At 53.9% G+C, this 15,943-nt stretch carries 5 protein-coding genes and 2 pseudogenes; 2 read left to right on the top strand and 5 right to left on the bottom strand.

What is annotated here, in order from left to right:
- The 4 genes and pseudogenes from ACL9RM_RS25955 to ACL9RM_RS25940 form a co-directional block, all read right to left on the bottom strand.
- On the bottom strand, positions 1–11,681 hold an 11,681-nt coding region (locus tag ACL9RM_RS25955; RefSeq protein ID WP_422759428.1), incomplete at its 3' end, for an amino acid adenylation domain-containing protein.
- Positions 11,618–11,911: a hypothetical protein gene (locus tag ACL9RM_RS25950; RefSeq protein WP_422759427.1), complete on the bottom strand. Its 294-nt coding sequence runs from the start codon at positions 11,909–11,911 to the stop codon at positions 11,618–11,620. The genes ACL9RM_RS25950 and ACL9RM_RS25955, both read right to left, overlap by 64 nt.
- 548 nt (positions 11,912–12,459) lie before the next feature.
- A pseudogene (locus tag ACL9RM_RS25945) lies at positions 12,460–13,296 on the bottom strand (aminotransferase class III-fold pyridoxal phosphate-dependent enzyme); the annotation flags it as partial.
- Between the two features lie 227 nt (positions 13,297–13,523).
- On the bottom strand, positions 13,524–14,312 hold the full coding sequence (locus ACL9RM_RS25940) for a TnsA endonuclease N-terminal domain-containing protein (RefSeq protein WP_250266750.1): 789 nt from the start codon (positions 14,310–14,312) through the stop codon (positions 13,524–13,526).
- A gap of 365 nt (positions 14,313–14,677) precedes the next feature.
- On the opposite strand from ACL9RM_RS25940, the pseudogene ACL9RM_RS25935 reads away from it, so the two are divergent.
- Positions 14,678–14,806, top strand: a pseudogene (locus ACL9RM_RS25935) (helix-turn-helix domain-containing protein); the annotation flags it as partial.
- 32 nt (positions 14,807–14,838) lie between these two features.
- Positions 14,839–15,039, top strand: coding sequence for a hypothetical protein (locus ACL9RM_RS25930; protein ID WP_422759426.1), 201 nt, complete (start codon positions 14,839–14,841; stop codon positions 15,037–15,039).
- Positions 15,040–15,591: 552 nt separating this feature from the next.
- On the opposite strand, the gene ACL9RM_RS25925 is transcribed toward ACL9RM_RS25930, so the two are convergent.
- The gene (locus tag ACL9RM_RS25925; RefSeq protein ID WP_250266752.1) at positions 15,592–15,819 is read right to left on the bottom strand and encodes a helix-turn-helix domain-containing protein; all 228 of its coding nucleotides are present in this window, start codon (positions 15,817–15,819) and stop codon (positions 15,592–15,594) included.
- Positions 15,820–15,943: the final 124 nt, after the last annotated feature.

Here is a 15,943-nt window from a genome sequence, read left to right as displayed (position 1 = left end):
TGTTCCTCGAACAGCCGGTGGAACGCGGCCGCAGGAGCCGCTTCCGGCTGCGCCGGGTTGAACGCGCCGAGAATTTGTCCTTTTTCCTCTGCCGTCAGCAAGTTCAGCTCGGCGATCTTCGCATCCGGACGGCTTACGATCGTTACGAGCAGCTGCTCGTAATGTTTTGCCAGCCGTTCGATCGTCTCCCTTTTGTAGAGAGCCGTCGCATATTCGAAGCTGTAATCCAAGCCGCCGTTCTCCTCGCCCACATCCAAGCTGATATCAAACTTCGCGGTATCCAGTGCGCTCGGATAAGGAATCAGGCGAAGCCCTTCCAGCTCAAATTCCTCGTTCTCCGTATTCTGCATCGTAAACAGCGTGTCGAAGAGCGGATTGCGGCTTAAATCACGGGTGACTTGCACCTTGTCCACCAATTCTTCGAACGGATAGTTTTGATGCTCGAAGGCGTGGAGGGTCGTTTCTTTGACTTCGTTCAGGTATGACAGGAATGTCTTCTCCGAAGCCGGATAGCTGCGGATAGCCAGCGTGTTTAAGAAAATCCCGATCAACGGCTGCACATCTCCATGATTCCTTCCGGCAATCGGCGTACCGACGATCACGTCTTCCTGACCTGAATATTTATGCAGAAGGACGTTATACGCCGCAAGCAGCACCATAAACAGCGTCGTGCCCGTTTCCGAGGCCAGCTGCTTCAGGCCGTCGGTTTTCGAAGCGTCAAAGAAAAACTCTAGCGTTTGTCCTTCGTAGCTCTGCACGGCCGGACGCGGATAGTCGGTCGGCATTTCCAGCACCGGAAGCTCGCCTTGGAACATGTCCAGCCAGTACGCCTCCTGACGCTGAAGCCGTTCCTTCTGCTCCTGCGAATGCTGCCAAACGGTGTAGTCTTTGTACTGAATGCGCAGAGGCTCCAATTGCTCGCCGCCGTACAAGCGGACGAATTCTTCAACAAAGATTTCCATCGAGACGCCGTCGGAAATAATATGATGCATGTCGTACATTAGAATATGGCGTTCCGGAGCCAGCTCGACAAGGCCTACCCTCAGCAGCGGAGGCTTCGCCAAGTCAAACGGACGGACGAAACGGCGAACCGTCTCTTCGGCCTCTTGCTCATCCGCTCGATAGAACTCCACGGCAAAATTCACGTCCTGGTAAATCCGCTGCGATGCTTCGCCATCCACCATTTCGAACCCGGTGCGCAGCATTTCATGCCGCGCCACGAGCTTACGGAACGCTTCTTCAAACCTTGCCCGGTCCAAAACACCCTCCAGCAGCATGGCTTCCGGCATGTTGTAGCTAAGCTCCGCGCCTTCCAGTTGATTCAGGATAAAGAGACGTTTTTGAGCAAAAGATTGCGGGTACACCTCTCGGTCATCCGCCACCGGAATGGCAACGAATGTTTGCTCATCCAGCCGGGAAATGGCGGCCGCCATGCTCTCGATCGTGGAATGGCGGAACACGTCGCGCAGCGGCAGATCCACGTTCAACTCTTTATGAATCTTGCTGACCAGCGTCGTCGCCCGCAGGGAGTGTCCGCCGATGTCGAAGAAGTTGTCGTGAACGCCAATCTCCTTCGCAAGCCCCAGCACCTCCTGCCAAATCGCCGCCAGCTTCGTTTCCAGCTCATTGCGCGGTGCGACGTACTCCGTTCCGCTTCCCGCTTCCCCTTCCGGCGCCGGTAGCGCCTTCCGGTCAATCTTTCCGTTCGGCGTCAGAGGCAGGCGCTCCAGCTCCACGAAGTACGACGGGATCATGTAGCCCGGCAGCTCCTGCGCCAGCGCGCTGCGCAAATCGTTCACCGCCAGCTCCGCTCCGGTATCCGGCGTGTAATACGCGCATAGCGCCTTCTGCCCGTTCGCGTCACTTCGAACCAGAACCACCGCTTCGCGCACGCCTTCCACCCGCAGCAGCTGCGACTCGATCTCGCCCGTCTCGATCCGGTAGCCCCGGATTTTCGCCTGGTTGTCGATCCGGCCGATGAAGTCCACGTTGCCGTCTTCCATCCACCGCGCCAAGTCTCCCGTGCGGTACAGCCGCTCGCCCGCGGCGAACGGACTGTCTACGAACTTCTCTTCCGTCAGCTCCGGACGGTTCAAGTACCCGCGCGCCACTCCGACTCCGCCGATGACCAGCTCGCCCAGCACCCCGACCGGCACCGGGTTCAGATGCGCGTCCACGATGTAGAATTTCGCATTCAGCCACGCTTTGCCGATCGGCACATTGCCTGTCTGCGGCAGCTTCGTCAGCGGCTCGTCGTAGAAGCTGGAGTCGATCGCCGCTTCCGTCACGCCGTATGCGTTGATGATCCGGAACAACGAACCGAAGCGTTCCTGCAAGGTCCGGTAATCCGCCACGCTGCAGCTGTCCGAGCTCGTGATCAACAGCTCCACCCGGCTCATGTCCAGTTGCTGCTCGTGCACGTACTCCAGGAACGGCACGATCAGCGCCGGCGTCGATTCGAAGATGGTGACCCGCTCCCGCTCAATCCAGTGGTGCAGACGAGACGGATCGATCCGGTCGTCCTTCGGCACAATCACCATCGTGCCTCCGTTGTACAGCGTCCGCGCGATATCTCCCACGAACACGTCGAACGAGAAGCTTGCGAGCTGCAGCAGCCGCACCGGGAACTGATCCAACCGGTACTCCCGCCGGTAGCCCGCCGCCGTGTTCACCAGGCTGCGGTGCTCGATCATCACGCCCTTCGGCTTGCCCGTCGTTCCCGACGTATAGATCACGTACGCCAGATCCTCCGGACGGGCTTCATGGAAGCTGTCGGTGCCAACATTCTGATGGCTCTCATCGCCGTCGTCCACAGCATCCGTCAGCTTGCCGAAGACAATGCCGGAGCCAATCGGCGCATTCGCCCGCTCCTCGCTGTACGAAGTTTCGTCGTCGAGGTACAGCACAGCCGCCAGCGCCAGCTCCTCTTCGCCGAGCCAGGCTTCGGCACGCTCTCGCAGCGCCGTTTGCGTCAGCAGCACCTTCGCTCCGCTGTCTTCAAGCATGAACCGCACGCGGTCTGCCGGATAATCCGGGTCGAGCGGCACATACGCCCCGCCCGCTTTCCAGACGGCCAGCACGGCCACCAGCAAGTCCACCGAACGCTCGGCGAGAATGCCGACGATCGTCTCCCGGCCGATGCCGCTTGCACGCAGCGTAGCCGCCAAGCGGTTCGCCCGCTCGTTCAGCTCCGCATACGTCAGCCGGTCGTTCTCGTACACGACGGCCGCCGCTTCCGGCGTGCGCTCCGCCTGTTCCTCGAACAGCCGGTGGAACGCGGCCGCAGGAGCCGCTTCCGGCTGCGCCGGGTTAAACGCGCCGAGAATTTGCTCTTTTTCCTCTGCCGTCAGCAAGTTCAGCTCGGCAATCTTCGCATCCGGACGGCTTACGATCGCCGCAAGCAAATGTCCGAAATGAGTCGACAGCCGCCGGATCGTGCTTTCTTTATAAAGAGCCGTTGCGAATTCAAAGCTGCACTCCAGGCCGCCGTTTTCTTCCGTAACATCCACACTCAGGTCGAACTTGGCCGTGCCGTATTCGCTAGGATACGGGGACAATTTCAGCCCTTCCAACTCAAACTCTTTATCCTCCAAGTTTTGCAGGGAGAACATCGTGTCAAACAGCGGGTTGCGGCTCAAATCCCGGCTGACCTGCACTTTATCAACGAGCTCTTCGAACGGATAATTCTGATGCTCATAAGCGCCTAAGGTCGTTTCTTTCACTTCTTCCAGATACGACAGGAAGGTCTTCTCCGAAGCCGGATAATTGCGGAGCGCCAGCGTATTGACGAACATTCCGATCAAAGGCTGCGTGTCTCCGTGCGTTCTGCCCGCAATCGACGTTCCGACGATCAAATCGTCCTGACCTGTGTATTTTTGCAAAAGCACGGTATATGCCGCAAGCAGCACCATATACAGCGTCGTTCCTCTTTGAGCGGCCAGCTGCTTCAAGCCTTCGTTCGTTGCCTCGTCCACAAAGGACGTCAGCGTTTGTCCCTCAAAGCTCTGCACGGCAGGACGCGGATAGTCCGTCGGCATTTCCAGAACCGGCAGCTCGCCCCGGTAACGGTCCAGCCAGTAAGCTTCCTCGCGTTTCAACTGCACTTTTTGCTCGTCCGACTGCTGCCATACCGCATAGTCCTTGTATTGAATGCGCAAAGGCTCTAATGACTCGCCGCCGTACATACGAACGAGTTCCTCGACTAACACGTCCATCGAAACCCCGTCGGAGACGATATGGTGCATGTCGAACATCAGCAAATAACGTTCGGCTGCCAGCTCTACGAGCTCCGCCCGCAGCAGCGGAGGCTTCGCCAAGTCGAAAGGCCGGATGAAGGCCTGCACGACTTCGGGCGCTTCTTCCTCGCTCACATGACGGTACTCGACGGCAAAGTCGACGCTCTCGTAAATGCGCTGTACAGCTTCGCCTTGTACGATCTCAAAGCCGGTTCGCAGCGTTTCGTGCCGTGCGATCAGTCCGCGGAAAGCCTTCTCCAGCAGGCTCCGGTCAATCGATCCTTCCAGCAGCAGCACGCCCGGCATGTTGTAGCTCTGATCGGCCCCTTCCAGCTGATTCAGGATAAACAGCCGCTTCTGAGCTGAGGAAAGCGGATAATATGCTCTTGCGCCCGCCAGCGGAATCGACGAGAACGACTGCTCTCCGATCCGGGAGATGGCGAGAGCCATCTCTTCGATCGTCGAGTAGCGGAATACGTCGCGCAGAGGCAGCTCGACGTTCAGCTCCTGATGCACCTTGCTCACCAGTGTCGTCGCCCGCAGGGAATGGCCGCCCAGGTCGAAGAAGTTGTCATGAACCCCGATGTGCTCCAGTCCGAGCACGCTTTTCCAAATTCCCGCCAAGCTGGCTTCCAGCGGAGTCCGAGGCGGAGTACGTTCTTCGCCCGGCTGCAAGCTCTCCTCCGGCGCCGGGAGTGATCGGCGGTCGACCTTGCCGTTCGTCGTCAGCGGGAGCCGCTCCAACTGGATCAGGTACGCCGGAATCATATAGGCCGGCAGTTCCTGGGAAAGCACGCTCTTCAGCTCGGCCGCCGGAAGCTCGCGGTCCGCTTCATAATAGGCGCAAAGCTGCTTCTCGCCGGAGGCGTCTTCCCTCGCGAATACCGTCGCTTTCCGAATTCCCTCCACTTTCTGAAGCTGAGCTTCGATCTCGCCCAGCTCAATGCGGAAGCCGCGGATTTTCACTTGGTCGTCCGTCCGTCCCACGTATTCGATCGTGCCGTCCGGCAGCCATTTCGCCAAATCCCCCGTCCGGTACATGCGCTCTCCCAGCACAAACGGATTGTCCACAAATTTCTCCGCCGTCAGCTCCGGCCGGTTATTGTAGCCCCGTACCAAGCCTTCTCCGCCGACGCAAAGCTCCCCGGCCACGCCGATCGGCAGAAGCTTATTCCGGCTGTCGACGATATACACCTTCGTATTACTGATCGGCCGTCCGATGGGTACGGTAACCGCCGACTCATCGACGAAGTCGACCGGAAGGTACGTGGTATAAACCGTGCTTTCCGACGGGCCGTACAGGTGGTTGAGCCTGCCCGGTCCGATATGGGCGAGCGCTTTACGCACATGTCCGACCGACACTCGCTCTCCTCCGAACAAAATCGCCCGGACATCCCGCAGGCAATCGACGTTCACATCTACAAGGACGTTGAAGAAAGCCGTCGTAATCAGCATGACCGAGATGCGCTCACGCTGGATGAGATCCGCCAGCCGGACGATTTCCAGCAAGGTCTCGCGGGGAACCAGCACCAGCCGCGCCCCGTTGGTCAAAGCGCCGAAAATATCGAAAATCGCTCCGTCGAACGAATAGCTCGAAAGCTGGAGGACATGATCCCGTTCGGTGATGTCGATATAATTCGTATTTCGCACGATCCGCACGATGTTGCGGTGCGAAACAAGGTTGCCTTTCGGCTTGCCCGTCGTGCCTGACGTATAGATGACACAGGCCATATCCGTCGCTTCGGTGCCCGGATTTAGATTTGTGCCGTCCTCGTGATAGAAGGACTCGTCATCCAGTAAGATCACGGAGTCCGAACCCGCCAGGCGCTCGCGCAAGCGGCTTTGCGTCAGCATGACCTGCGCTCCCGAATCCTCAATCAAGAAACGGATACGCTCCTCGGGATATTCCGGGTCAATCGGTACGTAAGCCGCTCCGGCTTTGTGTGCCGCCAGCATGCCCACCACCATTTCGATGGAACGCTCAGCCATAATGGCGACCAGACGGCCTTTGGATATCCCGTGGCTACGCAAGGTACGGGCAAGGCGGTTGACGCGATCGTTCAGCTCGCGGTAGGTCAGCTCTTGCTCATTCAAGGAGATAGCGGCTGCATCCGGGATGCGCTCCGCCTGCTCTTCGAACAATTGAATGAGCGTCTTCCCGCGCGGAAATTCCGTGGTGGTGTCGTTAAAACGTCCGAGAAGGTCGGCCTTTTCCGCCTCCGTCACAAGTTCCAGCTCGCCCACGGTAATTTCCGGGTTATCCGTCACCTGCTCCAGCAGATGGACGAGATGCCCCTTGAGCCGTTCGATGCTGTCTTTATCGAACACTTCGGCGTTAAAGTCGAATCGAATTTCGATCTCGACTCCCGGCACCACGGTCACGTTGAAGTTATAGTTCGTCTGCTCCTCCATCTGAACGTCAGCGATCGTCAGGTCGCCGTGCTGCTGGTCGCCCGCCTGCTCCATCTGCTCGTCCACCGGATAGTTCTCGAAAGCGATGATATGGTTGATCAGGTTCTGCTTTTGCACGCTGCGGGCTTGAATTTCATACAGCGGATAGTAATCATAACGCCCGGACTCCAGCGCCCGCTCTTGGAGCTTCGCCATCAGGTCGGCGAACACGGTGTCCGCTTCGCTCGTGACGCGGACCGGCACCGTATTGATGAACAGCCCGATCATGGACTCGATGCCCGGGATTTCCGCCGGTCTTCCGGCCACGACGCTGCCGAATACGGCATCGTTTGTTCCGTTATATTTTTGCAGCATCACGCCCCAAGCGGCTTGCAGCAGCGTATTGACCGTAACCAGGCGCTGTTTCGCCACCCGGTCCATCCGCTCGCTCAAGTCCTTGCCCAGCTCGGTGGTGACGTGATCAGCCGTAAATCTGCCGTTTGGCGCCGATTCCTTTTGTCCCGGGAGTACGGTTTGCCCCTCATAATCTGCCAGGAATGCCGTCCAATAGCCGGATGCCGCCTGATCGTCCTGTTTCTCCAACCATTCGATATAAGCGCCATAATCCGATCCCTTATCTCCCGCTGGCTGCTTGCCGGATGCCAAGGCCGAGTACGTCTCAAACAGCTCCTGCGTCAGCTGCGGCAGGCACCAGCCGTCCATCAAAATATGCTGGAAACTCCACAGCACATGATAGCTTTGCTCTTCGGTGCGCAGGATCGTAACCCGAACGAGCGCGTCATGTTCCATGTCGAAGCCGCGAAGCTTGTCATCCTCGGCCTTTTTATCCAAATACGCTTGTTTCTCGTCCGCCTGCAAATGAAGCAGCTCTTCATATTCAAAGCCGACCGGCTTGTCGTGGTATATGATTTGCAGCGGCTCGCCCGCCGGTCCTTTCACAAAATTCGCCCGCAGCACCAGATGACGTTTCGCAAGCTCCATCCAGCTCCTCTCGAAAAGCTGGACGTCGAGCGCTCCCCGCATCGTAAACCGCGTCTGCTCGAAGTAAGCGGCCGTTTGCCGGTCAAGCGCGCTGTGGAACCACATGCCCTTCTGCATCGGCGTAAGCGAGTAAATATTTTCAATTTCCCCGAGATGGCCCGAGCGCTGGGCGATTTGCTCCAATTCCGCGATGGTCAAGCCTTTAAATTGCACGTCGCTCGGCGTCAATTCGGTGTTTTCTTTGCCTGCGCAGTGGGTAATGAGCTCTCGGAGACTTTGCTCAAGCCGCTGAGCGAAGGCTTCCATCGTTTCCTTGCGATACTGCTTCCGGCTGTAGCTGAGATCGAGCGATAAAGCGCCGTCCAGCACCATGCCGTTGATATCCAGCACAAAGCTGCGGGCCTGCCGGTCGCTGGCCGGGCTGCCGCTGGAGTAAGAAGATATGCCGATCTCGTCCTGATTGACATCATCGTCGAACTGGCCGAGGTAGTTAAAATTAATTTCCGGCTCTGCGCCCCAAACAAAGCCATCCTCCGATTTGGAGAGATAGCGGCATACGCCGTACCCAAGCCCCTTGTTCGGAATGCGGCGCAAGCTTTCCTTGACCTGTTTAATCTGATAGGCCAAATCCCGGTCGGTTTCCGGCTCCAGGACGACCGGAAACTTGGTCGTAAACCAGCCGACTGTGCGCGTGATGTCGATATCCGTTCCGATCGATTCGCGTCCGTGTCCTTCGAGATTGATCCGCACCCGTTCGTGTCCCGTCCACTTGCGAACGGCTATGCCGAGTGCCGTTACCAAAATATCGTTCATTTCGGTGTTGTAGGCCCGGTGAACCCGCTTCAGCAGCAGCTCCGTTTCTTCGGGAGTCAAACGGACGAACAGCGATTCGCTGTCCTGCTGCGTCGTAACGTCCGCCTCCAGATCCTTCGGCACGGCCGGAACCGCAATTTGTTCCACGGCCTGCCAATAGGCCCGTTCCTTCGCCATCTCCGGGCTTTGCGCGTAAGCGGCCAACTGCTCGGACCAAGTGCGGTACGCATCCGTTTTCGCCGGGAAACGAATTTCCTCGCTTTTGCCGGCCTGCTCGTAACCCACAGCGAAATCCTCCATCAAAATGCGCCAAGACACGCCGTCCACCACGGCATGATGAACCGCGAGCAGCAAATGGTCGCCGTCCGCGCACCGGAACAGTCCCGCCTTCACGAGGGGCCCGTTCTCCAGATCGATGCCCGCTTGAATGTCCGTTGCCTTCGCTTCCACAGCCTGCGCGGTATTCTCCGCATCCTTGAAGTCGAACACGTCCAGCGTGAACAGCCCGCCTTCCTGAATCGCGCGGGTCCGCGCGCTAAACCCTTGTTCCGTCTTGCGGAACACCATCCGCAAGGCGTCATGATGCTCGGCCAGCTTTTGCAGCACCTGACGTACCGTCTCTTCGTCGAAGCGTTCCTTCCGGTACAGCATCACTGACTGGTTGAAATGATGCGGGGCCGCAAAGGAGCTCTCGAAAAACCAATGCTGAATCGGGGTCTGCGCCGTTTCACCCGTTATTTCGCCTTGATCGATGGTACGTCCGATCGGTTTCACATGCAGGCTGAGCTGTGAGATAGTCGGATATTTGAACAAATCCCGGATTTCCAGCTTGTACCCGGCTTGATGAAGCCGCGAAGATACTTGAATGGACTTGATCGAGTCTCCGCCCAGCTCGAAGAAATGATCCGTTACCCCAACGCGATCGGCGTTCAATACCGCCTGCCACACATCGGCAAGCGTCCGCTCGGCTTCATTGCGGGGAGCTACGTACGCGCCGCCGGTCAGCGCGTTTCCTTCCGGAGCGGGCAAAGCCTTGCGGTCGATTTTGTCGTTCGGCGTGAGCGGCATCCGCGGAAGCTGAACAAAATGCGCCGGAATCATGTAATTCGGCAATTTTTGCGCCAGCGCGCTTCTCAGCTCGCCGAGCGTAAGCGGGCGGCCCGCGACCAGGTAAGCGCACAGTTCTTGCCCGCCTTTGCCTTCCCGTGCGATTACGATCGTCTCCTGCACGGAGTCGATCTTCAGAAGCTGCTCTTCAATCTCGCCGATCTCGATCCGGAATCCACGGATTTTCACCTGATGGTCAATCCGGCCCAAGTACTCAATATTTCCGTCCGGCAGCCAGCGGGCCAAGTCGCCCGTCCGGTACAGTCTCTCTCCGGGCTCAAACGGGTGTTCGATGAATTTCTCCGCCGTCAGATCCGGACGGTTCCAATATCCCCGGGCGAGGCCGACGCCCGCGATGCATAATTCTCCCTCCACTCCGATAGGCGCCAGCTGATTCTGTGCGCCCAGTATATACAAGCGATGGTTCCAGATCGGACGTCCGATCGGTATCGCTCTGCGTTCGGTGTCATACGTAGACGCCGCCCACACGGATGTGGCGATCGAGGCTTCCGTCGGACCGTACGCATTATAGTACTGTACCTTGTCTTTCCACTGCTGCACGAATTCGGCTGAAACGGCGGAGCCCGCCGTGATGAGCCTGCTCAGACTCGGCAGGCGGTCTGAATTCAAATAAGCCGCATAAGTTGGCGGCAAAGTGGCGATCGTAATTGCATGCTCGTTCATGAAACGTTCGAACAGCTGATCATCCAAAATCGTCTCGGTTGACGGTATATATAAGGTCGCCCCGAAATACAGAGCGTTGAACATCTCCCAGCACGACGCATCGAACGATAGGCTGGCGAATTGCAGCACTCGATCCTGTTCGGTCGTGTGAAGCGTATGGGCAAACGTCAGTTTCAGGCTGACCAGCCCGCGATGCTCCAGCATGACCCCTTTGGGTTTGCCCGTCGTACCTGATGTATAGATGACATAAGCCAGATCGTTCGGACCGCTGGCCGGCTCCAGGTTCGAGCCATCGTCGCTGTAGGCCTGCTCGTCATCCAGCGCCACCACGGTCCCTTCGAACGGCACCTGCTGCAGCAACTCCCTTTGAGTCAGCAGCAGCTGCGCGTTCGAGTTCTCCAGAATGTAGCGGATGCGTTCTTCCGGGTATTCCGGGTCAATCGGCACGTAGGCACCGCCAGCTTTCAGAACCGCCAGAATGCCAACGACCGTCTCCAGCGATCTCCTGGCCATCAAGCCTACCAGCTGATTGGGCAGCACGCCGACCGATCGCAGCGTCCGCGCCAGCCGGTTCGCCCGTTCGTTCAGCTCCGCGTACGAAAGCCGCCGCCCCTCAAAGACAACCGCCGTCGCTTCGGGCACCCGTTTCGCCTGCTCCTCCACGAGCTGATGAATCGTCCGATCACGGGAATAGTCCTTCTCGGTATCGTTAAAGCTTTGCAGCAATTGAAATTTCTCGTCCTCCGACAGCATGTCCGCCCGCACGATGTCCAGCTCCAACTCGTGAAGCCCCACGGCCAGCAGGCGATTCAGATGGCCGACGACCCGAGTCATGAACTCGGAGTCATATAAGTGCTCGTTATATGACAGCGCTATCTGTATCGTCCCGCCGGTTAAGCTGAATTCAAAGGAACAATCCGTGACCACGTTTTGCCCGATTTCGTCCAGATGCAGCTCCTTAAGGGATACTAGCGTGTGGACGACGGGTATCCCGCCTGCATATTGCAGGTCCAGCTTCTCCGTCATTTTCAAGAACGGAATATGTTGATGCTGAATCGCTTCCGGCAAGGAAGTCCTCAGCTCGCTCAGAAGCGTTTTAAAAGTCGCACCCGCCGAAAGCGAGTTTTTCAAAATGATCGTATGATTAACGGATCGGCGCGTCTCCGACGGTTTCCGTACAACCGGAATGCCGACCAGAATGTCAGAAGCGCCTGTATATTTATGCAAGAGCGACTGAACACCGGCGAGCAAAATCATAAAAGTGGCCAGCGGAGCGCCCTTGCTCATTTGAAGGACGCGCTGCGCCACTTCCTCCGAAAGCGTCCCGCCGACGGTTGTCATAATGGGCGCCAGGGAGCTTGGAGCTTTGCTGTAAGGCAGCCGCGTCAAGGTATAATCGTCGCTACCGAATTTTTCGTTCCAAAACAACGTTTCTTTTTCAAAAGCCATCTGGATCGTTCCCCTCTCTTCATCGGTAAAAGCAATCCGGCGGAGCATATACCGCAGCAACGCTCCAGCCTCGCTCCCCGCCTTTTCAAACATGTGACAACAATGTCAATGGCTTTCGCCAGGTCACCGCTTCGCTTGCCCGGTTGATCGCATGCGGCAATCCTCTGCCTAGCAGCTGTCCCGCTCGGCTCCCATGCGTGAAAGACAACAAAGAGCATCGTTCTACGCAAGAGATACGGCTGCTTCCGGTTCCTCTGCTTCAATATGCTTGCTGCGGACGAGCCGCCCGAAGACGGGCTTTGGTTTAACATTGGGTTCGGAATTGGATTTGGGGGTGAACAAGGGATGTTCCTCCCATCGATGTAAGGCTTGCTGTAGGATTCCGGCCGGCCAGCAGGAAGTCGGCCGTACCTCCGGATTCGGCACCGGAGCTGCCCTTGTCGAAGCCTATGTTTAAGGGATATTGATACACTCTATGTACGATTTGTATATTCCCCCGCCTGGTGTGGATAAGTAAAGATCCGGCTGCGGGGTAGTGAGCTTTTCCTGACGATTAGATGTGACGATGGTGCTGCATGAGGCTCAAAGAATGCTCCGTATGGCATGAACGGGACAGCCCTTGGATTGGCGGTGAATTCCATGCTGTCTGACGGTACCGCAGGCAGTATGGAGAGAAAATCTTCCAATGGGGTGAAAACGTTATCTTAACATCAGGGCCGCACGGCCCCCGGAAGGCACTTCCGTGCCTCTTGCCGGGGCGGCCACCACTTGGCCGAGCTTAGGTCGTTATCAGCAAATCCTGGGTCTCCTGAGAGATCACCTGCTGCATACTGGACTTGATAATGTCGCAGCCGGCGGCCAGATGCTCCATCGAGACGGTCAGCGGAGGCATGATCTTTAGTACGCGGTCTCCTCTGCCGGCTCTTTCAATGATGAGCCCGTTCTCGAAGCTGATCTCCGTCATCCGCTTCGCCCCGGCTTCATCCGTGAAGCCCGAGACGTCAATGCCCCAGATCAGGCCAAGTCCGCGGATGGCGATGGACGGATGCAGAGGCTTGATTTCTTTGTCAAAGAACGAGCGCACAAACTCTTCCTTCTGCTTCACCTAGGCTTCCAGGGCGGCTCTGTCCCGGAACTCGAGAGCGGCCTTGGCGGCCGGCTTGTCGATTCCGGAGTGCGAATCAGTCAGGATATTCTCGATATAGCCGAGCGTATCCATTTCTGCGAAAGCCCCTTCCCTCATGGACTTGGAGCTTGTCGCCGACAGGCTGCCGATCGACATGCCGTGGAAGCCGCCCATGAATGCGAATATCCCGGTTCTCTTCTTCGCCTTGCGTGCGAGCTTAAGGGCCGCTTCCACCGCGTTCGTCCCCGTCGGACCGCAGACTTGAAGCTTGTAATTCAGCTTCTTCGGCTCCAGGATCCGCTCCGAGAAACTCTGGATGAATTCGCGCTTGGCCATTGTATACATATCCAGACCGTGCATAATCCGGTCGGAGGTCAAGTAATCGAGAACCCGGTCCTTGATATAATCGTTGTTATGACCGTAATTCAGTGCCCCGGCACCTGCAAAAAAATCAATATATGCTCTTCCGTCCTCAGAATATAGCAGGTCCCCACCTTCTGACGTCATGGAGCAACATATTCTCGGCTGTCATTTTCCACAATTGTCGGTCTCCGCATGCCGGCTTGCTGGGTAGCCAGTGGACTGGTCTCTCGCGCACAGCTTGGATAGGTATAAAAACCATCCAATTCTATTTTCTATCATAATTGGAAAGTTGACCTAGGTAGAATTATATCAAAATTTCCAATAATGTATAGTAAAACTTCAGTTAAATTTGGTCAACACGGTGTTAATATTTTGCCTAAAAAGAGCGAATGGAGAAGAAACGCTGGGAATGGTTTGCCATCAATCGAGGAATTCGACGCGTGTCGACATTCAGGCGGGGTGCCGGCCGATTTGGGGGATCTTCCCTGTAGACATTCTCTGCCGGTGCTCCGAATCCTTGCGCTTTGCGATAACTTAACATGATTACCTGACGAATTTCTGGAAGCCTGGCTGGAAACGTGACTGGATGTCAGCTGGATATTCTGCTGGAAAATCCGTTGGATACTCGCGTTTTGGTCGGGTGTAACGTTAATTCCAGACGTTCCATTATCGTTCGAATGATCTCGTATGCCCGATCCGCATCCTTCTTGGGGATATATTGGCGCTTTACGGGTTGCGGAATGTGCAATAAATTTTATACTTTCTTCTTGTTTTACTGTAAGTAACATATCTGTAGTCATAATGATGGGAAGCTTATTCTTGGGGTCAGTTGGATGTTTAATGCCTAACTTTTGTGCAATATAGAGGGTTTTATCTAGGGGTAATAAAGGAAATTGTTCGAGAATATCAATCTCTTGCTCTGACCACTCCATTTGGTAATGATGTGCCAATTCAAAGTGTTCAGACAGATAATGGTGAAGTCGACCACTTTTCCAACCAAGAATTCGAGTAACTATCCCTATTGAAGGTACATCATGTACAGTCAACCAAGGTTTATATTCCGAAAAGTGGCCTTGACCTCTTCCTTCTTTGATTTTCCGTTGAATAGATGCTATAGAGTTACTTGATCGAATTTTGCTCATTATTCACCTTCTTTTTAGAACTACTAAATCAGAGTAAAGTTCAGTTACCTTTTTCTACTCCTAAGATATATTTTAGTTTTACTTCAAAATACAAATGTAGAATATAACAACTCACAGCTTTATACAATAGCAAAGTAATATTTTTTAGATATATTTTACTTCGTAGCCTATTCATAGGCTACTCGTAGGGTACAGTAGGGTATGAATAAGCTATAATATGGGCTATAAGTAGGTATAATTAGTAAGCAGATGGGTCGGGTTAAAACCTATTTGATATTCTCAATAGAGGTGAACTCATGAATACTTTGGGACAGCGATGTAGAAATTTAAGACTACTCCATAAATGGACATAAGAGGAACTTGCTAATAAAAGTGGGGTAACCAAACAGGTTATTTCTAATTGGGAGCGAAATGTAGCACGACCTAAAATTAATCATTTAATATCTTTAGCAGAGGTTTTTGATGTTACAACCGATTATTTACTTTATTGCTAATCAAATGACGTTCCCCTATTGTGTGGACTCAATTGATTGATACAATTCATTCGGGCCTTAATAACGAGAAAATCAAAAAATCCTTTGATCTTTTAGCATTTCTAAATTCTGGTTTTCGAGTTGAATTAAATGGGCAGGTATTAGAACAAGAAGATTTGAATCTAATCGGTAAAAATATTACCTTTTTAATGGAGCATTTTGTCTCTCCTTTAAAGAAAAGGTATAGTAAATAGAAAATTTTAGTACCCATTAGTTCGCTTAAAGAAGTAGCGCCTCACACCTCCTTTTACAATTTAATTAACTATGTGTTAGCTGAAGTTTTACTTTTAGGGATAGTCTTTCAATATTTCTTTTGCAAGTTTCATTAGTTGCACACTCTGTAAATAGGTCTCTATGTTAAGACCTTGCAATGATTCTTTTACCACCAATCTCCATTCTTCATAATCTTCAAATTCATTTCTTATGTAAATTGATTTTAGATCAGTTGGGGTATATCTAATGCTGAGGTTCCAACCGCCTTCTTTCAAAGCTCTTTCAAACCATTTCTCACATTTTTAATTTTTTTATGCATAAATGCCAGGAATAATCGGCATATGGATAAATCGTGACTTTTATGTACCAAAATTAAAATGAGTATTTCTAAGACATATTATTAAGGAACTCCCGTGAAAGATTAGTACCGAACAATCTTTAGTTTTATAAAATCAATAATTTCATCTCTATCTTCTTTAGTAAGTTCTCGAAACAAAGAAATAAGTTTTAATTCCTGAGCTTCAATGGCTAAATTAAAAATAGTGTTCTTTGATACAGGCGTATCTCCAAAGAATAACCACTCTATATGGAAAATTGAAATTTTCTTTATTTGCTATAATTATATCAAGAGAGGGTCTGTATTTATCTTGCTCCAGCTCACTCAACGTTCCTTGAGAAATTCCAATTATATTTGCAAACTTTATTTGATTTAAGTTGTTTGTTTTTCTAATAGTTCGAATTCGTTGGCCTATTGTAGACATAATTACCCTCCTAAGCTAAAAAGATCCCGATATATTATCGGGATCTTTCAGGCTGTCGAGAAAGTCTCGACAGCTTTTTTTATGTTCATTTTATTTAAGACGACACCGCGTTAATGTTGTATAA

Source organism: Paenibacillus sp. S29 (genome assembly GCF_049319765.1).
GTDB lineage: Bacteria > Bacillota > Bacilli > Paenibacillales > Paenibacillaceae > Paenibacillus > Paenibacillus polymyxa_B.
This window is presented reverse-complemented; position numbering and strand designations above follow the sequence as displayed.

What these genes read in the sequence shown, in the direction of transcription:
- ACL9RM_RS25940 (WP_250266750.1), bottom strand. Translation starts at nt 14,312, where the DNA reads ATGAGCAAAATTCGATCAAGTAACTCTATAGCATCTATTCAACGGAAA.
- ACL9RM_RS25925 (WP_250266752.1), bottom strand. Translation starts at nt 15,819, where the DNA reads ATGTCTACAATAGGCCAACGAATTCGAACTATTAGAAAAACAAACAAC.